We start from the raw sequence: 19,846 nt of genomic DNA, 5'->3' as shown, positions 1-19,846 counted from the left end.
CGGCGTTTTTTCAAAATCCAGATAGAAAACCTATCTTTTGTAACCATTCTCATATTCTATGGAATATTGACATTTATTGATGTTTATTTTGCCTGTCTTTTATTGCTTTTCTTTTTTCAATAAATTGGTTGGTTGTCACYGGAATGAACCAGGTGGTTTTATGATCAACTTATAATGGGTGATGACCCGGCTCTGGCAGTCCTGTCGGAGTTTTGTTTTTCAGCTATAGGTTTATAAGAAGATAACATAATGCCACTGCATTGTATAAGGATGCCGATTTATAGCTGAAATGCTTGCCAGCTGATGTTACATCTGATTTTAAATTATAGAACACAAATATGTTTAGGGCACTGGCGTTTCTTTTTTGTTGTATCTTCTGTGTGCAGGTTATACATGCACAGTCTTCTCAACAACTTTTTTCCCCTGATGGGAAATTACAATTTGTATTTAATTTATCTGAAGGAGGGCGCCTCAATTACAGTATGTACTACCAGGAAACGCCTGTTATTCTTACGTCCGGATTGGGTTTAAATGGATGGGAATCGGGGTTTGTTTTAGCTGCTATATCCAGCACTCAAAAAGACACCTTATGGAAACCGGTATATGGTGAACGCAGTCTCGTAAGAGATCATTATACCGAAATGCTGATTACACTCAAACAGCATAATGACGAGAGCAGGAAATTACAGATACAGGTAAGAGCCTATAACGAGGGAATAGCTTTCCGTTATGTGCTACCCGAGCATGCACAGGGAGGACGGGATGTGAGCATCAAAAATGAGTTAACTGAATTTGCTATGCCGGAAGGAACCAGGGCCTGGTTTACTTCCAGCGCTCAGGGTGAATATAGCCTGGTTCCTTTAAAAGATTGGACAGCGCAGGCTGAGCGTCCCCTGGTGCTGGAGCAGCCCGGTGGTTTATATGTTTGCCTGGCGGAGGCTCAAATGGTAAATTATTCCCGTATGAAATTTACACTTCATCCGACAAAAGCAAATACTATTTGTGCCACCATATATGATATCGTTGACTATTTTACGCCATTCTCCACGCCATGGAGAGTCGTGATGGCAGCAAAGCGTCCCGGGGATTTATTGGCAGGGAATGATCTCCTGTTAAACCTCAATCCTCCCTGTGCCATAGAAAATACTGCGTGGATACAACCTGGTAAGGTGATACGTGAAGTAACCTTGTCTATGAAGGGGGCAAAGGAGTGTATTGACTTTGCTGTAAAACGCAAACTGCAATACATTCATTTTGATGCCGGGTGGTACGGATACGAGTATATAGTTGCTTCTGATGCCACAAAAGTGAATGTAGATCCGCGTCGGAATGCCAACAGTGATTTGAATTTGCAGGAGGTGATCAGATATGCCAATGAAAAAGGTATAGGCGTGTTTTTATATGTAAACCAACGGGCGTTATATCAGCAACTAGATGAATTACTTCCATTGTATCAAAAATGGGGGGTGAAGGGGATCAAGTTTGGTTTTGTAGAAGTGGGTTCGCACAAATGGACAACATGGTTACATGATGCGATTAAGAAATGCGCCAAATATAATCTGATGGTTGACATTCACGATGAGTATCGCCCCACCGGATTCAGCAGAACCTATCCCAACCTGCTCACGCAGGAAGGCGTACGTGGCGATGAAGAGATGCCGGATGCAACAAGCAATACCATTCTTCCATTCACCCGGTTGATAGCAGGTGCAGCAGACCATACTATTTGCTACTATCACCGTCCGGAGTTAAAGCCAAAGTTGGCAGAAGCGCCGAAAGGGAGAATCATGAAAACCCGTTCAGGACACCAGCTGGCCTTGTCCGTTGTGCTTTACAGCCCGCTGCAGTTTTTGTACTGGTACGATAAACCGGAGGATGCCAGAGATGAACCGGAGCTGGAGTTTTTTGATAATGTACCTACCGTATGGGATGATACTAAAGTGTTGGATGGTGAAATTGCCCGATTTATCACTATTGCCCGCCGCAAAGGGGAGGAGTGGTTTGTGGGAACCATTACGAATAACGATGCGCGGCAATTAAAGGTGCCTTTGAAATTTTTAACACCAGGCAGACAATATCTTGCCACCATTTACTATGATGACGATATGTCAACAGTGCGTACAAAGGTGTCTATAAAACGAATAAAGGTAGATGCCAATACGGTGTTGAACGCAAAACTATTGCCGTCTGGCGGCCAGGCTATATGGATCAGGCCAGTGATGTGAGCATCAAAAAAACATCGGCCACTGTAAAGTTAGCGGATGTTTATATATTTGGTATTATAGTAACGCTGCTTTACTGTAATGCAAACTGGTGTGCTTGTTCGGCGCCGGCAAATCTACGTCCCGGTAAATATAGTATCGATGCTGGTCAATATTGATCTTTTGTACCTTAGGGAGGTTATTTATTTTTGTTAGGTATTACGTTATACGTCAGATATGATCAACGAACGTTTGGTACTTGGCACCGCTGCACTGGGCGGTGTTTGGGGGAAGGTTGATCCGCATCAATCGGTATTGACAATTTTATCCGCACTGGAATCCGGCATTACTGCAATCGATACTGCGCCGGCATATGGAGATGCTGAAAGCTATCTGGGAAAAGCGTTACGGCAATGGTCCGGAAGGATGCCGGTGATCAGTTCCAAAGTGGGCCGCCTGAAATCTTATGCTGCCGATAAGGCTTACTATGATTTTACGGACAAGGCCATGGCGGAAAGCCTGGAGAATAGTCTCCGTACCATTGGTATTTCCTCTCTGGATATCCTGTTTCTACACGATCCGCAGGCGATTCCGGAAGCTGCAGGGGAGCGGATCATTGCCCGGCTGATAAAGTTCAAAGAACAGGGATTGACAAAACGTTTGGGCGTAGGAGGCAACTGGCCCGCCTGGTTTAAATCAAGTCTGGATGAAGGAATCTTTGACGTGGTGATGGAGTTTAACCGCCTCAATGCTTCAAATGTAACAGCGCTCAGCGATTCGCTGCCTTACTGCTTATCCCGGAACATACAGTATTATGCCGGAAGTCCATTAAATATGGGATTGCTGGGAAGATGCATCGGATCGTTTAAACAGATGCGCCCCGAATGGCTTCCTGTGGAGGCATTGGAGATAGCCATATGTCTGGAAGAAATAGCAGAAGGGTATGAGCTTTCTTTACCGGCTATGGCTCATCGGTTCCTGCTATCTTTACCTTATGATTTTAATATTGTATTGGGACCATCCAATAAATCGGAACTGGTGGCCAGCATTGAACATTTTAATCAAGGTAAACTAGCGGAAGTCATCCTGACAGAAATTTTGAATTGCAGTAACGGGTAAAAGCAACTAAGATGTGCAATATCGACAACGAGATATTTAATATTCAAAGTATACAGATCAGGGAATTAGCGCCGGTAAAAGTAGTTACCCCTTTACAGGATGCTACGATGGGGCCTTTTCCTTTTTTTGGTATGTCGTTGATCACCATTGAAGATGAAAATGGCAATATTGGAGAAGCACCGGTGTATAGCAGTTACACCAATATCCTGGAAGCCTGCCTGGTGCCTCATTTACTCTACTGCAATAATGTTTCCTATAGCCAGTTATATTCGAAGTTATATTGGTCTATCCGCAATGAAGGCTTCAGAGGCCCTGCGGCTGCGCTGTTGGGGCAGGTGGATATCGCGTTGCACGACCTGGCCACCCGGCGGCTCGGTACCCCTTTGCACAAATATATGGGTGCTGACCGGAATGAGGTAAAGGTATATGGCAGCGGGGGAGGCACCAACTATAGCTATGAGGAACTGGAAACAGAGGTAAGCTATTTTATGGCGGCAGGGGTGGATTGTTATAAGATGAAGGTGGGGAAAGATTTTGGGACGAATATGACGGAAGATGTAAAGCGCGTGAAGTTTGTCCGTAATCTCCTGGGAAAAAATATCCGGCTGGCCGTGGATGCTAACCAGATATGGAGTTGTGAGCAGGCGCTCAGATTTATCGATCATACAGCCGGGGAAAACCTGGCCTGGTTTGAGGAACCGATCCATTCCGCATCTTTTGATCAGATTGAAGCGCTGTGCAAACAAACCCCTGTGAAAATTGCTTTTGGAGAATCGGAACGGACAGCGAGGGTATTTCCTACGCTGGTAAACATAGGCGTAGCCCATCTGCAGCCGGTGCCGGGTCATTTGGCGGGCGTGAAAGAATGGATGGCTGTAAGAGACCTGGCAGCAAAGCACCACATAGATTTTTCATCCGGCGGATATTCACTGTTCACGGCTTCCCTGATGACTACTGCTGCTGAGCAGTGCGAGGTGGAGTACCTGTATTCAATTATGTCGGGATTGGAAACATATTTTGATGTAAAACCGGAATGGAGAAATGGAAAATTTTTCCTGCCGGAAGTACCTGGCTTACCTGTCAGGGTGAATTGGAGCCACTGTGAAGATACTGGTCAGTTGATCAGGAAGCGTGAATGGAATAAAAAGAACGTCAGGGAATACAAGCCTGTCGTATCTTTATGATCCTTAAGCATTTTCTGTGAAGATAATATTAACTGGCATTGATTATCTGGTTCTCGTTGTATATGTAGTTGCTTTATTCACTTTGGGTTTTTACCTTAAATTCCGCCGGACACATTCGGGGGGAGATATTTTTTTGGGCGGGCGCTCTTTGAGATGGTGGCAAATAGGCTTTTCCATGTTCAGTGCCAACGTAGGTCCAATGATGTTGATCGGCTTATCCAGTCTTGGTTTTTCGCAAGGTGTGGTAGGAGGCAATTTCGAGTGGCTGGCATGGATATTCCTGATGTTGTTATCCGTATTTTTTATTCCACGTTATATTTCGGCTGGCATCAGCACTATTCCACAATTCCTGCTTTTACGTTACGGTCGCAGATCCTATAATTTCCTGGTGGTTTACAGCCTGATGTCTATATTGTTTGTATGGCTTGGCAGTGCATTGTATGCAGGGGGGCTGGTCATCTCGGAGATCTTCCATTGTTCGTTGCTGGAAGCGGTGGTGCTGATTACCCTGATCTCTACCAGTTACACCGCTATCGGTGGTTTAAAGGCCGTGGTGAGGACCGGTGTTTTCCAGTCATTAATCATTATTGTTTCTTCTCTTATACTAACGTTACTGGCTATTGGAAAAATTGGTCATGTGGAGGGTGTGAGCAAAGCAGTTGCGCCCGACTATTGGAAACTGTTTCATGCAAGGTCTGACCCTGAATATTCGTGGCTGGCTATTGTAGCGGGTTACCCGGTGGTAGCTGTTTATTATTGGTGTGCGGATCAAACGATTGTACAAAAGGTGCTGGCCGCAAAAAGTGTTAAAGAGGGACAACGGGGCATTCTTTTCCTGGCAGGACTTAAAGTGATTACACCATTTATTTTTGTGCTGCCGGGCATTATTTGTTTTTTATTATATGGAGATAGCACCACGCCCGATAAGTCCTACATTACGCTCGTAAAAAACCTGATGCCCGAAGGGCTGCGGGGGCTATGCATAGCGGCACTGGTAGCTTCTCTGATCGATACGGTATCTTCAGGCCTCAATTCCTTCAGCACTGTTTTTACATTAGATGTGGTCACGCAGTTTGTATCTTTAAAATCAAAAGATAAAATAAAAGTAGGGAGATGGATGACCGCTGCAGGTGCATTGCTGGGCGGAAGCATTGCGGTATTATTTTCTTACTCAGATAAAAGTCTTTTTGAATTAACCCAGGGGCTTGTGTCTATACTGGCGCCGCCTTTATCAGTGGTGTTTTTAGGTGGTATCTTCTGGAAACGTACCCATCGGGTGGCGGCAGAAACAGTTTTGTTTGGAGGAGGGTTTCTTTGCCTGGTAATGGGAGTGTGTTATGTATTGAACTATCCGTATAAAGGGTTCTGGCCACATTTTCTGTTGCTCTCCGTGTATATTTTTATATGCCTGGTAATTGTAATGGCTTTGATAACGGTGATTTTTAAGGTGCCTGAAAAAGACCAGGTATCATTTGTTTTTCCGGATAAGGCCAGATCGGCCATGGATAAATGGTTATGGGCAGGCTGGGGCGCACTGGCTTTAATAATGATAACGATCTATATTGTATTAAATTAATGCTTCCTGAATAAAGTATTGCTTACTGCTTTCTGAAGGGTATTATCGCTTTGCCAAAGAGTGCTTAGGAGCTTTTAGGTGGCTTCTTTTTTTTCCTTGTCTTCGTATTGCCTGAGAAAGTCCCTGGGGGATAGCCCTTTAATTTCTTTGAAGTGTTTATTGAAATTCGAGATATTATTATAGCCACTATTATAGCAGGCTTCTGCTACATTATGTTGTCCTTCCAGTAAAAGCTTGGCGGAATGCCCGATACGTACTTCTTTCACAAAATCGATTAATGTACGGTTGGTACTCCGCTTAAAAAAACGACAGAAGGCCGCCGACGACATGGGAATAAGGTCTGCCACGTCCTGTAGTATAATGTCGTCTTTGAAATTTTGAAAAATATAATCGAATACCTTATTGAGTTTTTTTGCTTCGCCGGAACTTTCCACGGTATTGTAATAGGGAGATGACAGCACGCGCGATGATTCCGATTGTGCGAGGATATCCAGCAGCCGGATCATCAGCGCCACCCTGGCTAAGCCCGACACATACAGCATCTGGTGCATGATCATTTTTGCATCAAGAAGTGTGCTGCCTGTGAATAATACTCCTTTGGCCGCTTTCGCGAAAAGCAGGTTCAGCTCCCGTGCTTCCGGTTTTTCAAGTAGTTCCTTTCCAATGAAATCAGGAAAGAAATGTATAACTACCGCTTGTGTGGGGATAAGCGGATCTGCCGCCTTGTAATATTGCCAGCAATGTGGAAGGTAGCTGCCCAGCAACACCAGCTCCGGCCCATCGAAATCCTCAATGTGATCGCCGATAAATCTTTTGCCACTGCAGTTTTCCAGCAGTGCGATCTCAAAATTAACATGCGATTTTAAGGCCGTATACTTTTTTATTTCAAGAATCTCTGACCTTACCGTAAATGACTGGTCTGGTGGAAATGTAAAATTCTCGTAGATGTATTGCATCGAATTGTAGGTCTGGTTGTGTGTTACAGGCGATTCAAAGATAATAAAATACCGGGGAAGTTTAATGCGGCAAAAATAGTATTCATAATTGTCAAATTAAGGGTTGCGTTCATATAAAGGGAATCGGACCTTTATAGCCGGGTATGTCCTGAGGCGGATACCCCTTTCTGGCCAACCGCAGCGGTATTAAACAGCAGGTATGTATAGCATTAAAACGAAGCATTTCTTATTATTTCTGATATTAGTTGTCACATCAGGAAAATCTTTCTCCCAATCCTCCGATCCGCAAATTAACAGGATGCTGAAGCAGGTTAGCGGATCAGTGACTTTTTTACAAAGACAATATAATGGCACCAACCTGGTGGCAGAAAATGTTTTCCGCTCCGGTGAACCGATGCAAGACTGGCAACTGGCGCTGAAGGCGAGCCCGGTGAAAGGATGCAGTGACGCAATGGATGTTGATGCTACTTTCAGGCTAATGGCAGGGCAGGCCATCTCCACAACCGTGGCGGTAAAATTTGACTTCAGCAACTGGAGTACGGCCAATTATGTGCTGGTACCTGCGTCTATTTATAACGGTAACCGTTATCGTTCGATAGGGGCTGGTTATAATCCCGACTATCCCCATGATATGTATTATAACCCGCAGGTTCCGCTTACCATCTCCAATAATCCCCGTTTATCGATAGAAAATGATAAGGCTTCCCTGGTAGAATTACAAACGGGTAATATGGCCACTCCGGCGGTTTGCTTTTTTTCCCCGGCCGAACAAACGGGCTTTATCCTGTTAACAGAACAACAAACGAAGTGGGGCAATAGTGGGGTTACTATTACGGAGAATGCACATAAGGACCAATTTTCTTTTGACATTTCAGCACCCGCCATCCGTAAACTGGCTACCGGTTTCGGCGACTTTCACCTGAGCGGTGACAAAGCACCCGATTGGAAGACGGGCGACGAAGTATCATTGCGCTTCCGGCTATATGTATTTAAGGCAGCGGATATTCCATCTTTGCTGACAAAATTTATAAAAGTAAGGAAGGATATTTCCGGCTCCGCTACTCCCCGGAACCTGTTGCCTATGAGTAAGCTACTGGAACTGGGAACGGGCATCTGCAGCAGTAATTTTACACAACAGCCCATCGGCAATTATTATAAACCGGAGAATAACAATGATTTTCAGCTGGGCTGGGTCAGCGGTATGATCAACACCTATCCCATGTTGTCGCTGAACGATACGAAAGAACGTAAAAGGGTAGGCGAGGAACTTGATTTTGTGGTGAGAAAGCTACAGGGTAAAAGCGGTTACTTTTATGGAGGCATAAGAGCAAACGGAGAAATTACAGGAGAGAAGATGTCGCGGGATTTCCCTGAAATTCAGGCAATGGTGAGGAAAAACGCGGATGTATTGTTCTGGTTGATGAAACATCTCCTGTTGCTGAAGGAGAGTGGCTATGCAGCCATGATTAACAAGGATTGGGAAGCCGCGGCCCAAAAACTGGCCACCGCTTTTGTAAGAACCTGGAAGAAAAATGGTCAGTTTGGTCAGTATATTGCACCGGAAACGGGTGATATTGCGGTATTTAACTCCACTGCCGGTGCCATCGCTCCGGCAGGGCTGGTCCTGGCCGCCAGGTATTTTAACAGGCCCGACTGGTTGAAAACAGCGGCCGCATCTGCCGAATATTATTATCAACGCGATGTGGCCGGGCAGGGGCTTACCGGTGGCGATTGCGGAGATATTTCGCAGGATGCCAATTCAGAGTCGGCCTTTGGGTTTCTTGAGTCTTTAATGGCACTGTATAATGACACCGGAGATCGCAAGTGGCTATCGATGGCTGAAGTGGAGGCCGCCCTTTGTGCTACCTGGACCCTGTCTTATGCACCCGCTTTCCCTCCGTCAAGCACCATTGGGAAATTGCAGGCCAATATGACGGGGGCTGTTTGGGCCAGCATACAGAACAAGCACGCAGCGCCAGGCATCTGCACCTCTTCCGGCGACTATCTTTTCAAATTGTTCAGGGCTACCGGAAAATCATTGTATGCTGATCTGATCAGGGACATCCAGCATGCGCATGCAGAGGCGGTTAACATGCCCGGACACATTACCAGCAATTACCTGGTGGGATCTTCTATGGAGCGTATTCAGCCCAGTGATGCGGAAGGAAAGGAGAGCGTTGGAAATTTTATATACACCCGTAACTCCTGGACAGAAACCAATGGAATGCTGATGGCACTTGAACTGCCAGGTATTTATGTGATCAGCGATCAATCAAAATACTATGTGTTTGACCACGTAACCGCAACAATCATTAAAAAAGATAATAAGGGACTGGTGATGGAGTTACACAATCCAACGGCTTATGATGCCAGTGTGGCCATCATGTCGGAAACCAGCCAGGAAGCAAAGCATCCCCTGGGTTATACTGCTTTTCTCCATTGGCCCAAAGTGCCGGTGAAGGCTGGCGGTAAAATCAGGGTACATATTTCCGGAAAAGATATCAAATGGTGAGTCCTGATGAATTTAAAGTAAGATTTTATGCGTGCCCCAAAAGCAAAATCAGCATTGAAAGAAAAACCGCCTCCCGATTAACGGAGGCGGTTTTTAGTTTTAAGCGATGCGCTCACTCACTTTTCTGTTATCATTTTGATATCCCAGCCCTGATTCCTGCTGCAGGACGAATCAAGAGGCATTTCTTACGAATTGTAGCCTACCCCCTACGAATTACAAACAGTTTTGGCGCAAGGCAGGAAAATGTCGTTAATTTGAATGGCGTGCATATCAGGTACAAGACAATTTAAAAAAAGTGAGACCAGCTGTAAGCTTTACTGATAGCCTTGTTTTGCTGGTTGCCGCTTTTTTGATTATTTATTCCGGCAGTGAAAATATGAAAGCGAACAAATATGTAAAAGGTTGCCTGGTATTTTTGGGCGTAATTGTATTACTGGTGGTATTGTTGATTGCCTGGTACTGGTGGTCAATGGAGAACAATAAGAAAAGAGCCAGGGAAGACAGCGGGAAATACTCGGCTCTTTGCGATACCATCACCGTAATTACAGAAAAACCTGGTATTGCGCTGGTCCATTTTCGCAACGCCGAAATAGATCAGTTGAAGTTTTATATCATCAGGAATAATAAAATTGTAAAAGATACTATTGTAAATTATAAGATCACACCTGGTGAAAACTACCTGCACACAGAAATTCCTTTCGTTATATTTCTAAAAACGGATACCGTCATTGTGGAAACGAAACATAGCAGCAACAGGTTTTATCACATCACCGGTTTTCATCATTACGCCTATCTCCATTATGGAATGTTTGGTTATCTTGGTAGCCATGACTGCCGTTTTGAAGACAATAACTACCTGGTAAACGGGAAAGAGAATAACGGCATCCTATTAAAAGAAGATGGTATGAAGGAATATATTTTGCCTGAGAAAGAAAACAGATAAATGGCATTACCGCATTCAATGATATTACTTATGAAAATACCCCTGGCAATATTAATCGCTATAGTTGTAATAATAGCGTCTTGTCACTCTGACGCTACCAACACCCAAAAGAAGCCGGAAGTAGCAGTTGATCTACCTGTAAGTAGCAGCAAAGCCGGAATTGGGCTGATACATTTCAGCGTAAACAAAACTCTTCCGCTATACAAATCGGAACAGGATGCACAGCCATACGATTCGTTACACTTTGTGGAAATAAAAACGGGGGCAAACAAAGGAAAATGTTCTTTTCAGACAAGCTTTTTAAATGAGAAGCTTCAGCCTTATACGCTTGATGAAGGGGATGCAGATGTTGAAGCGCAGCAGCATATAAGTATGGGCTTAATACGTTTTGCCCCACAATTGGTTTTCAGGGTGCTGAGCAAAACTGACAAAGGGGTACAGGTTTTCATCAATGAGCAGACGGGGGAGACAAGTTTTATACCCATTCACCCAGAGAAAGATTTACGGAAAAATACTGCCGTTGATACCCACTTTTTCGATCCGAATTTTATTGACGCAAGAACCCCGGATTGGTTCTATTTTGAAACCTGGGAGCAGGCGTTGAAGCGGGCCTGGCAAATCAACTATGACAGGAAGGAACTATTTGACCGGCCGAATGGAAAGAGAATTAAACCCGATGAAAGCATCGCAATAGGAGTGGACTCGGTCCAAAACGACTGGATCAGATTCGTAAGTAAATATGATAACAAGTTTTACGGCTGGACGAAATGGAAAGCAGGTGACAGCATCGTGGTGAACCTGATATTAAATGGCGGGTATGAATAGCATCCGCTTTCTTCAGAGAATTATATTAAACGCTTAGACATATTATCAGCAACAGATCATCAAATGGGCTTTATTCTTTTATTACTTATCATTTTATTAATCCTTGGGATTATTTCCTTAAAAAAAATAATGAAACCTTTTTCCATCCAGGAAACCTTATTGATCATAGTGTACGCATTATCTTTTGGTTTATTTACCATTGGAATGATGTTGCATGACAAACAGTATACGGATGCGATAGACCCTATCGATAACTGTTATATCCCATTTGGCGGCAAGCACATCATCAGTTTAATCGTTTATTTTACCGGGTATCACGTGGCCGCTATTTCCATCTGGATCAAAGGAAGAAAGCTGCCGCCACTTACACTTGTGCTGATGTTGATACTGTTGATGATTGGTTTATTCCTCAATCTGTTGGTGCTGGTGCAGGTACTGGGACACAATACCCAAAGCATTGATATGTATAAAGGAAACGACGGTGCTTTCTTATTTATATTTACCCCGTTGATCAGCCTGGTGATAGGTATTTTATTGATTGTAAAAATTATCAAAGAAGAACATACGGCCGCAAAGAGCAGGGCATTCAAAAATGTTTTCCTGCAAACATGCAATAGCTATCTGGCACAAAAATTTGATGAAACCATCTGGGCAGTGATATTGTTATTTCCTGCATTTATAGTTATTACACTGGTACTTATTTTGTTTGGGCAAGACTATAATTCCCTGGTAAAAGTATTTACGGATACGACTACCTGGACTTTTTCACAGAAAATGCATCCGCCTGTGCTTGATCATACCGGGCATTACCTCTGTACAGTAGCCGCCAAGGGAGATCCCCGGATTGTGAAACCATTGAAGATCGGGCAACGGCATGGCAAGCCCATTATAGTGAACAGACAGTTACAAATTGCAAATGCATTCGAAGAATTGATAAAAGATATTTCTTCCAACGGCCATCGGTTTATCAGGCAGCAGTACGACAAGTACGGATACAATTTGTCGTTAAAAATCAATACAGACAGTGCGTCTAATATTACTTACCGGTTGATGAGGCCACTGGAATGGTTTTTCCTGGTAGTACTATATCTTTTTTGTGTAGAGCCGGAAGCCAAGATAAAAAAACAGTACAGTTCTTAAATCCCGTAAATTGAAAAAGATAGTAGCAATATTTATTATTTTGATGATTGCCATCTCTTGCAATGAATCAGATTTATCTCATGGGAAAGTAGATGATTTGTCGCTCATTCGTGCAGAAATCAATATCGTTCAGCGTCTGCACGACAAAGACGATAACCAGATTGTCGTTAGTTTATTTGACGAACAAGGGAAGACAATTAAGAATGATTCTATTAAAATATATGTGAATGGCACAGATGTAAAATATACTGTCAGAAAAGAGCTATACTATACAACCACTACTTATTACTTAAAAGATAATGCTATCCCTCAGAACAATCAATTTGTTTTTGAAATAGCATTATCCGATGGCAAAAAGATATTTTTGGCGGAAGCTACAGCCTTATCACTGGTAAATTCTCAAAATATTATCTATTCGGAGAAGGGAGATTTGAATAAGGATGTTGAAGTGAAATGGAAAGATCTTGAAGGCATAAATTACCTGGAAGTTTCGCGAAGTTTACAACGCAAGAAAAAGGACGCACCTAATATCACCACCTACGAAGAGCGGGCACCAGATACTATGAAAATCAATTCAACCGGAAATTACGTTATGGCTAAGTCAACCTTTGAGGATGCCGAATATCAGATGAGTGCGTTATCTCTCAAATTCATAGCGAAAAAGGCAGGAAATGTAAATCCCCGTTTAGTAAAAGGTAGCAGCATTATTATTTATGGAAATATTGAAAGGAGGATATGGTTTGAATAATATAAATTCTTTGGCTATGCAGACATATTATACCTCATGAATGATTTGGAGGAATGGGGCTTAAGTACCTCAGGTACTGTTATTGCGAAAGACTCAGCGCCAGGTATCCCGGACCGCCAGACAGGTATCGGGGAAACAGATTCCTGAAAATTCAGGAAAATTCAGAATCTAATATTATTTTACTGTATGAAAATTCTGATAATCGAAGATGAGACGGAGCTCGCCAAAAGCATTGGCATCTATCTCTCCGGAGAAGGCTATCTATGTGATTATGCCATAACTTTTGCACAGGCCATAGAAAAAATCAGCCTGTCTGATTACGATTGTATTTTGCTGGACCTGATGCTACCAGGTGGCAGTGGTTTCACTATTCTTGAAGAACTGAAGCGGATGAAGAAACATGATGGGACCATTATCATCTCTGCTAAAAATTCCCTTGATGACAAAATAAGAGGGTTGCGCATAGGGGCTGATGATTATCTTTCCAAGCCGTTTCACCTGTCGGAACTTGCGGCCAGAATATACTCACTGATCCGCAGAACGCAGTTGGGAAACGTTAATATCATAGAGCAGAATGAATTAAGGGTAGATGTATTGGGAAAAGAAGTGACTGTTAACGGGCAGCAGTTAGCGTTGACAAAAAAAGAATTTGGATTGTTAATGTATTTTATCAGCAATGCCAACAAGGTGATCTCCAAAGTTGCGCTGGCTGAGCATATTTCAGGAGAGATGACTGCAGTCTTTGACAGCTATGATTTTGTATACGCTCACATTAAAAATTTAAAAAGAAAACTTACTGATGCCCAGTATGGAAATTATCTTAGAACAATATATGGAACTGGTTATAAATGGGAAATATGAGTAAACTGCTCAATTATTCGTTGAATAAAATTATCCTTTGTGCCGGGATTGTGCTGGTCTGCAGCATTCCTATTTATTATTTTGCACTTAGCCATCTTTGGCAATATGAGCTGGCTGAGCATCACGTAAGGGTTACACCCGAAGCCGACCGGGAAGACAGCTTTTTGATTATCGGAGCTGTAACATTGTTAAGCGCTTTTTTTTTCATTGTGCTCTTAGGCGCATTGATTCTTTTGAATAGGCGGCTATCCAGGCGTATGTGGCAACCATTTTATGAAAGCCTGGAACAAATAAAATCTTTTGATCTGGATAAGCACAGTAATACGACATTTCAGAGAACAGGGATCATGGAGTTCGATGAAATGAATGCCAGCCTGCAGAAACTGCTTTCCGCCAACCTGGCCGTTTATAATCAGCAAAAAGAGTTTGCAGATAATGCCTCCCATGAATTACAAACTCCCCTTGCTATTGTACAGTCAAAGCTGGATTTGCTATTGCAAAGCAAACAACTAAATGATGATCAGTTTCAATTGATCGAAGAGGCCCATGCAGCGCTATCAAGGGCCAACCGCATAAATAAAAACCTGTTGCTGCTCACCAAGATTGAAAATAGTCAGTTCTCCGAAAGGCAAACTATTGATTTGTCCGGAGTACTGGAAGACCTGCTGGTGCAGTTCGCACCATTCTTTGAGGAAAAGAAGCTGCAGGTGCACGCGGACATAAAAACACCGGTAACCATAGAAGGCAATAGGATTTTAATAGAAATATTATTGGGTAATTTATTGACAAATGTAGTCAGGCACAGTATTTCACCCGGAAAAATCATGGTATCCTTGTCGCAGGCACAATTCTCTATTGCTAATCCTGGAAAAGAATCGCTTCAGGCAGATCAGTTATTCAAGCGATTCGCTACCGCGTCTTCCGCAACCCCTGGTACTGGCCTGGGGCTGGCTTTGGTTAAGCAGATCAGCATTCGCTACCAATGGAAAGTACATTATCAATTCCAGGAGAATAGCCATATCTTTCAAATTCTCTTCTAACAAGAACAGCCCCTCTTTTATTCAGCTTGTACCATATTTATGAGATGATCGTCTCTCTGTTATTTTGAAACGGCTGCCAGTACTTCCCCCAAGCTGCGTATTTTATTCATTCAATCCGCTCTTTTTTGAGGGGATAAAAACTTTTTAGAAAAACCTCTATTGAGGTTTGGATTATTCAATGATTTAGTTTTATATTTACTATAGAAATTCAGAATAAATTCAGTTTTAATTCAGAGTTTCTTCAACATCTGATGCTTTTGGCATCCTTTGTTGGCCTTATCATAAATATTTTTGCCTGACTATTCAGGCAATTTTTTTTGCCAAAAAAGCCCCGGGCCGATTCATGTTTCTCTGCACCTGATAAAAGGTGGGATTTTTATTTTTGTTGCAATGCCTGATGAAATACAGCTCACGGCCATATATGTCGCGCCGGATACCCGGAAACACAGGCGATCCGGGTTGGATACAATTATGGGTGGCGTAATTGTGGCGGGAAGCCGTTGGTGCTATTGTTATTGAGTGAACTGCATTTCACTGAGATTTTTATACAGACCGTTATTTACATTTACCAGTTCCTTGTGCGTACCTTCTTCCACGATAGCGCCTTTATCGAGAACAATGATTTTATCTGCCTGACGGATGGTAGCGAGGCGATGCGCGATCACAATAGATGTACGTCCTTCCATGAGTTTGTTGAGGGCGTCCTGTACAAGTTTCTCTGATTCGGCGTMCAGTGCGGAAGTGGCTTCATCTAGGATGAGAATGCGGGGGGCTTTCAGTACAGCACGTGCGATGGCAATGCGTTGGCGTTGCCCACCGGAAAGCTGGATACCTCTTTCACCAACAATTGTTTGCAGGCCGAGCGGAAAGCGTTGAATAAATTCCCAGGCGTTCGCTTTTTTTGCGGCAGCGGTTAGTTCCTCTTCGGTGGTATCCGGGCGGCCGTAAGCGATATTCTCACCGATGGTACCGCCAAACAGAAACACGTCTTGTGGTACTACTGCCATTTGGGAGCGTAGTGCAGAAAGTGGGATAGACCTGTTTGCACGGTTGTCGAATATAATGTTGCCGCCTACCGGATCATAGAGACGGAGCAGGAGGGAAACGACTGTACTTTTACCTGCGCCACTGGGCCCTACCAGGGCTATTTTCTGGTTGGCCGCGATATCAAATGACATATCCTGAAGTACGGGGGAGTTTTCGCGGGAAGGGTAGTGGAAAGTAATATTTTCGAAGGAGATATTGCCATGCAGCAGATGCTCCGGTGCGATCACTTCAACCGGGCTAAGTGGTTCTGCCGGCTCATCAAGTATCTGCAACAGGTTTTCGGTGGCCCCCAGACTTTTTTGAAGCTGCGTATATATTTCAGCAAGTCCACCTATGGAGCTGCCGATGAGTACAGAGTATAATACAAAGGAGAAGAGTTTACCCGGGTCTACACCAATAGCAGCGCCTCTCCAGATGACGGCGATGAGAGCACCAAATATGCCCATGATGATAAAGGAGGAAAAAGCTGCTTTGTATTTACCGCTTTTCATGCCGATAGCTGCCGCTTCGTTGGTGCGATCCCGATAGCGTTTCATTTCAAAGAATTCGCTGGCAAAAGCTTTTACGCTGAAAATTCCCTGCAGCGTTTCTTCCACTACGGTATTGGAGGAGGCTATCTGATCCTGCACATCTTTAGCGAAGTGACGAATAAAGCGTCCGAAGATAACGGTGATAATCACCATAACAGGGAGAATCGCCAGCATAAATATGGTCAGCTGCACAGAGGTCGTCATCAGCAGGGTAAGCCCGCCAATAATAATGATCAACTGCCGTAAAAATTCAGCCAGGGTAGTTGTAAACGTTTCCTGGAGTAGTGTGATATCTGAAGATATCCTGCTGCTCAGTTCTCCTACACGCCTGGTGAGGAAGAAATTCATAGGGAGTTGGATCAGGTGATTATAAATGGTTTGCCGCAGTGTAGATAGTGTTTTTTCAGAAACGTTCACAAAAAGTACGGTTCGGAAGAAAGAAAATATTGCCTGCAATGTGAGGACACCTAATAACTGAAGTCCAATGGCATTGATCGCATTGATGAGATGACCTGTTTTGCTGATATCAATGAGGTTACCTAACATTTTGGGAATAGCAAGGCTGGCAACGCTCGATAGCAGCAGGAATAACATGCCGGTGCCGAATTCAAACCAGTGCGGACGGAGGTATTTAAGTAATCGTGATGCCTGTTTCATGGCAGATGGCTGCGCCTTTTTAGCAGAATTGCTTTGGTCGAGGGTTTTCATTTTTATGCTGGGAGTTTTTTCAACAATAAGGATTATCTGTTTATGGAGCGGGATCATTATATACTACCGGCCATTTTCCATTGCCCGTTTGAATGCTTCCCATGCTGGTGGTGTATTGGATTTTGCGGGTTTAAAATAAATTTGTGGTGTGTAATTCAACGTTATAAATCCAATATAGTTGTTGTAACATCCGGCTGGGTAATCAAAGGGTGCAGTGGCATCTAATGAAACAAATATATCGGATTTTGTTATTGGTTGTACGTTTTTTCCGATGAAGCGTGTTAACTTCTTATTAAGTGGTATATATATACGGTTGTTTTATGCAGTTGGGCGTATGGCCCTAAATGCTTGCTGGTAAAGCGTTTTATTTGTTGTTGTGTTATGGAAATCGAATGTATATATTGTCGTTCCATTTTTCTTACATGAGTATTTTATTTTGTTGAATTAAATTTTTCTACTAAATTCGACTAAGTGATAAGGCCAATAGAAGAAATAATTGTACGAAAAATGACAACCTTAGTGCTAATGAGCCCTCGAAAAATGATAACCCTGAGTTAACGATCCGCTCAAATTTGATAACTATGTAAAGTTACTATACCATCAGAAAAACTCTTACTACTACATTGAAGTAGTATTGTTAGCCAAATTTTCAATTCAGTCAGGTTAGGTAAGCTTTCAATTTAATTAATGTGGAATTTATGGAGCCACTTAAGCGACAGCTATATCTTTCCGGGAAAATTTATGCTACGTTGATATCCGCGAATCCAGCAATTGATAGGTAAAATAGAACCATGTCACGCTTGTAAATGAGCACTTCCATCATTGCTATGGATGATTTTTTATTTAGATCCTTAGAAAATCCTAAAAATGAGCGCTCTCATCACTGGTTGGTACGTCATATACACGAGACCACGACATGAAAAAAAAGTTGCACTTCAGTTATCCGATTTTAACATTGCATATGTTTTGCCGACTACAAGAATTTTACGTGTATGGAAAGACAGGAAAAAATATGTTGATGCACCACTTTTCCCCTCTTACGTATTTGTTTACCTGGAGGACTTAGAAACCTATTACAAGATATTGACACTTGAAGGCGTGTTGTATTATGTGAGAGCTGGGAAAGATGTCGCGAAAGTAAATGAGAATGTTATTCATAATATTTGTCTCATCACCAGGGAGGTGAGTGATACAGATATTGAAATATCAGACGACTATTTCCTTCCCGGCAAGCAAGTGATGATCAACGATGGTGTACTCTGTGGCCTGACAGGTGAAATAGTTGAAGTGCGGGGAGAACAGAAAATGTTGGTGAGAATGAGCATGCTCCAGAAGAACATACTTGTCACAATACCCTGTCAATACCTGGCTGGTATTTCAACCTGACAGATTTTTTGCCAGTGTTTTTAATTCAAACGATAGTAAATAAAGAAAATCCGAAATTAAATCTTTATGCCATTCGCATAAAGAAAATCCGGCATCATTCATTTCAATGCCGGGTAAATCAACCTGTAACATACTGAGTATTTTATGATAATGGCACAGCAAGAGAAAAGCTCTCGGTCTGGATGAAGCAACTTTTCATAAAGTACTGACTATTTACTACTCATTATTTACCGCCTGTGCGTAATAAATAATGTTAGCAGCGATAGCTTATTTGATACCGATATATATTATCCGGTACATGGGAAAGCAATTTTATATAGCACCGCGTATTGATGAATAAATGTTTTACTAATGGAGAAAATAAACCTTTTTTGTTTGCCATTTGCAGGTGGAAGCAGGTATTCATACAGGTTATATGAAGATAACATACCAGCTTTCATCAATATAGTTCCGTTGGAATACCCTGGCAGGGGAACAAGAATGAGAGAACCGCTGATGGAAGATATTGATGAATTATTACAGGACCTGTATATCCAGGTAAAAGATAAACTGGATCAGGCGGAATATGCTATTTATGGCCATAGCATGGGAGGACTTATGTCCTGTCTGCTCGCCAGAAGAGTTATAGAGAACGGGCGTAAGCCTCCGCTCCACCTGTTTGTAACTGGTACTACAGGACCATCTGCTGCTTCAAGGACAGCAAAAAAAAGACACCTGTTAGGCAAGGAAGCTTTTATAGAAGAAGTCAGAAATCTCAACGGCAGTCCGGATGAAATTTTACAAAACGATGAGCTGTTAAACTACATTGAACCAATTCTGAGAGCAGATTTCAAAGTAACAGAAAATTATATCTATGCCTCTGCCGATTCATTGGATATTCCAATTACAGTGATCACCGGCACCCGGGAAGACATGAAGCTGGAAGATATTCATTTGTGGCAGAAAGAAACCAGAGCAACCGTCGACTTCAGGCGTATGCCCGGACATCATTTCTTTATATATAAATACCCCTTCGAAATAATACAGATCATTGCTAAAAAATTACTTGTTCATTCCAAATCATAATCTTT

16 protein-coding genes are annotated in these 19,846 nt (G+C 42.8%); 13 read left to right on the top strand and 3 right to left on the bottom strand.

Going from position 1 to position 19,846, the window contains the following annotated elements; all coding sequences use genetic code 11:
• Positions 1 to 338: 338 nt before the first annotated feature.
• The 4 genes from AC1DCV_RS04720 to AC1DCV_RS04705 all read left to right on the top strand — a co-directional run bounded on the left by AC1DCV_RS04720 (position 339) and on the right by AC1DCV_RS04705 (position 6,080).
• Complete coding sequence (locus AC1DCV_RS04720) at positions 339 to 2,225, top strand: glycoside hydrolase family 97 protein (protein ID WP_477022093.1); 1,887 nt, start codon at positions 339 to 341, stop codon at positions 2,223 to 2,225.
• Between the two features lie 213 nt (positions 2,226 to 2,438).
• Positions 2,439 to 3,320 carry an aldo/keto reductase gene (locus AC1DCV_RS04715; RefSeq protein ID WP_477022092.1) on the top strand — a complete coding sequence of 294 codons (882 nt, stop codon included), beginning with the start codon at positions 2,439 to 2,441 and terminating at the stop codon, positions 3,318 to 3,320.
• A gap of 11 nt (positions 3,321 to 3,331) precedes the next feature.
• Complete coding sequence (locus tag AC1DCV_RS04710) at positions 3,332 to 4,504, top strand: mandelate racemase/muconate lactonizing enzyme family protein (RefSeq protein ID WP_477022091.1); 1,173 nt, start codon at positions 3,332 to 3,334, stop codon at positions 4,502 to 4,504.
• Positions 4,505 to 4,520: 16 nt separating this feature from the next.
• Complete coding sequence (locus tag AC1DCV_RS04705) at positions 4,521 to 6,080, top strand: sodium:solute symporter family transporter (protein WP_477022090.1); 1,560 nt, start codon at positions 4,521 to 4,523, stop codon at positions 6,078 to 6,080.
• 74 nt (positions 6,081 to 6,154) lie between these two features.
• On the opposite strand, the gene AC1DCV_RS04700 is transcribed toward AC1DCV_RS04705, so the two are convergent.
• A complete protein-coding gene (locus AC1DCV_RS04700; RefSeq protein ID WP_477022089.1) occupies positions 6,155 to 7,036 on the bottom strand; it encodes an AraC family transcriptional regulator in 882 nt (293 codons plus the stop codon).
• Between the two features lie 298 nt (positions 7,037 to 7,334).
• Between AC1DCV_RS04700 and AC1DCV_RS04695 the strand changes: the two genes are divergently transcribed.
• The 7 genes from AC1DCV_RS04695 to AC1DCV_RS04665 all read left to right on the top strand — a co-directional run bounded on the left by AC1DCV_RS04695 (position 7,335) and on the right by AC1DCV_RS04665 (position 15,105).
• Positions 7,335 to 9,548, top strand: a complete 2,214-nt coding sequence (locus AC1DCV_RS04695) for a hypothetical protein (protein ID WP_477022088.1) — start codon at positions 7,335 to 7,337, stop codon at positions 9,546 to 9,548.
• 376 nt (positions 9,549 to 9,924) lie between these two features.
• Entirely contained in the window at positions 9,925 to 10,491 is a 567-nt protein-coding gene (locus AC1DCV_RS04690) for a hypothetical protein (protein WP_477022087.1), read from the top strand.
• Positions 10,492 to 10,521: 30 nt separating this feature from the next.
• Entirely contained in the window at positions 10,522 to 11,316 is a 795-nt protein-coding gene (locus AC1DCV_RS04685) for a hypothetical protein (protein ID WP_477022086.1), read from the top strand.
• Between the two features lie 63 nt (positions 11,317 to 11,379).
• The gene (locus tag AC1DCV_RS04680; protein WP_477022085.1) at positions 11,380 to 12,456 is read left to right on the top strand and encodes a DUF6688 domain-containing protein; all 1,077 of its coding nucleotides are present in this window, start codon (positions 11,380 to 11,382) and stop codon (positions 12,454 to 12,456) included.
• A 10-nt stretch (positions 12,457 to 12,466) separates the two neighbouring features.
• Positions 12,467 to 13,204 (top strand): hypothetical protein, encoded by a 738-nt coding sequence (locus tag AC1DCV_RS04675; RefSeq protein WP_477022084.1) that lies wholly within the window; start codon positions 12,467 to 12,469, stop codon positions 13,202 to 13,204.
• A gap of 186 nt (positions 13,205 to 13,390) precedes the next feature.
• Complete coding sequence (locus AC1DCV_RS04670; protein ID WP_477022083.1) at positions 13,391 to 14,065, top strand: response regulator transcription factor; 675 nt, start codon at positions 13,391 to 13,393, stop codon at positions 14,063 to 14,065.
• A complete protein-coding gene (locus AC1DCV_RS04665) occupies positions 14,062 to 15,105 on the top strand; it encodes a sensor histidine kinase (RefSeq protein WP_477022082.1) in 1,044 nt (347 codons plus the stop codon). The genes AC1DCV_RS04670 and AC1DCV_RS04665 overlap by 4 nt, the downstream gene beginning before the upstream one ends.
• A 512-nt stretch (positions 15,106 to 15,617) precedes the next feature.
• On the opposite strand, the gene AC1DCV_RS04660 is transcribed toward AC1DCV_RS04665, so the two are convergent.
• Positions 15,618 to 17,390, bottom strand: a complete 1,773-nt coding sequence (locus AC1DCV_RS04660; protein ID WP_477022081.1) for an ABC transporter ATP-binding protein — start codon at positions 17,388 to 17,390, stop codon at positions 15,618 to 15,620.
• An 867-nt stretch (positions 17,391 to 18,257) separates the two neighbouring features.
• Here AC1DCV_RS04660 and nusG point away from each other — a divergent pair.
• Entirely contained in the window at positions 18,258 to 18,776 is a 519-nt protein-coding gene (gene nusG / locus AC1DCV_RS04655; protein WP_477022080.1) for a transcription termination/antitermination protein NusG, read from the top strand.
• Here nusG and AC1DCV_RS04650 read toward each other — a convergent pair.
• Positions 18,768 to 18,908: a hypothetical protein gene (locus AC1DCV_RS04650; protein ID WP_477022079.1), complete on the bottom strand. Its 141-nt coding sequence runs from the start codon at positions 18,906 to 18,908 to the stop codon at positions 18,768 to 18,770. The two genes, nusG and AC1DCV_RS04650, sit on opposite strands and share 9 nt — an antisense overlap.
• Before the next feature lie 219 nt (positions 18,909 to 19,127).
• Between AC1DCV_RS04650 and AC1DCV_RS04645 the strand changes: the two genes are divergently transcribed.
• Positions 19,128 to 19,841, top strand: coding sequence for a thioesterase II family protein (locus AC1DCV_RS04645; protein ID WP_477022078.1), 714 nt, complete (start codon positions 19,128 to 19,130; stop codon positions 19,839 to 19,841).
• Positions 19,842 to 19,846: the final 5 nt, after the last annotated feature.

The sequence above is a fragment of the Chitinophaga sp. 10T418 genome (assembly GCF_056394125.1).
This window is presented reverse-complemented; position numbering and strand designations above follow the sequence as displayed.

Excerpts from the sequence above, each read along its gene's own strand:
- AC1DCV_RS04645 (WP_477022078.1), top strand. The coding sequence starts at position 19,128 with ATGGAGAAAATAAACCTTTTTTGTTTGCCATTTGCAGGTGGAAGCAGG.
- AC1DCV_RS04650 (WP_477022079.1), bottom strand. The coding sequence starts at position 18,908 with ATGTTACAGGTTGATTTACCCGGCATTGAAATGAATGATGCCGGATTT.
- AC1DCV_RS04715 (WP_477022092.1), top strand. The coding sequence starts at position 2,439 with ATGATCAACGAACGTTTGGTACTTGGCACCGCTGCACTGGGCGGTGTT.
- nusG (WP_477022080.1), top strand. The coding sequence starts at position 18,258 with ATGAGCGCTCTCATCACTGGTTGGTACGTCATATACACGAGACCACGA.
- AC1DCV_RS04680 (WP_477022085.1), top strand. The coding sequence starts at position 11,380 with ATGGGCTTTATTCTTTTATTACTTATCATTTTATTAATCCTTGGGATT.
- AC1DCV_RS04700 (WP_477022089.1), bottom strand. The coding sequence starts at position 7,036 with ATGCAATACATCTACGAGAATTTTACATTTCCACCAGACCAGTCATTT.
- AC1DCV_RS04685 (WP_477022086.1), top strand. The coding sequence starts at position 10,522 with ATGAAAATACCCCTGGCAATATTAATCGCTATAGTTGTAATAATAGCG.
- AC1DCV_RS04665 (WP_477022082.1), top strand. The coding sequence starts at position 14,062 with ATGAGTAAACTGCTCAATTATTCGTTGAATAAAATTATCCTTTGTGCC.
- AC1DCV_RS04710 (WP_477022091.1), top strand. The coding sequence starts at position 3,332 with ATGTGCAATATCGACAACGAGATATTTAATATTCAAAGTATACAGATC.
- AC1DCV_RS04690 (WP_477022087.1), top strand. The coding sequence starts at position 9,925 with ATGAAAGCGAACAAATATGTAAAAGGTTGCCTGGTATTTTTGGGCGTA.
- AC1DCV_RS04695 (WP_477022088.1), top strand. The coding sequence starts at position 7,335 with ATGCTGAAGCAGGTTAGCGGATCAGTGACTTTTTTACAAAGACAATAT.
- AC1DCV_RS04720 (WP_477022093.1), top strand. The coding sequence starts at position 339 with ATGTTTAGGGCACTGGCGTTTCTTTTTTGTTGTATCTTCTGTGTGCAG.
- AC1DCV_RS04670 (WP_477022083.1), top strand. The coding sequence starts at position 13,391 with ATGAAAATTCTGATAATCGAAGATGAGACGGAGCTCGCCAAAAGCATT.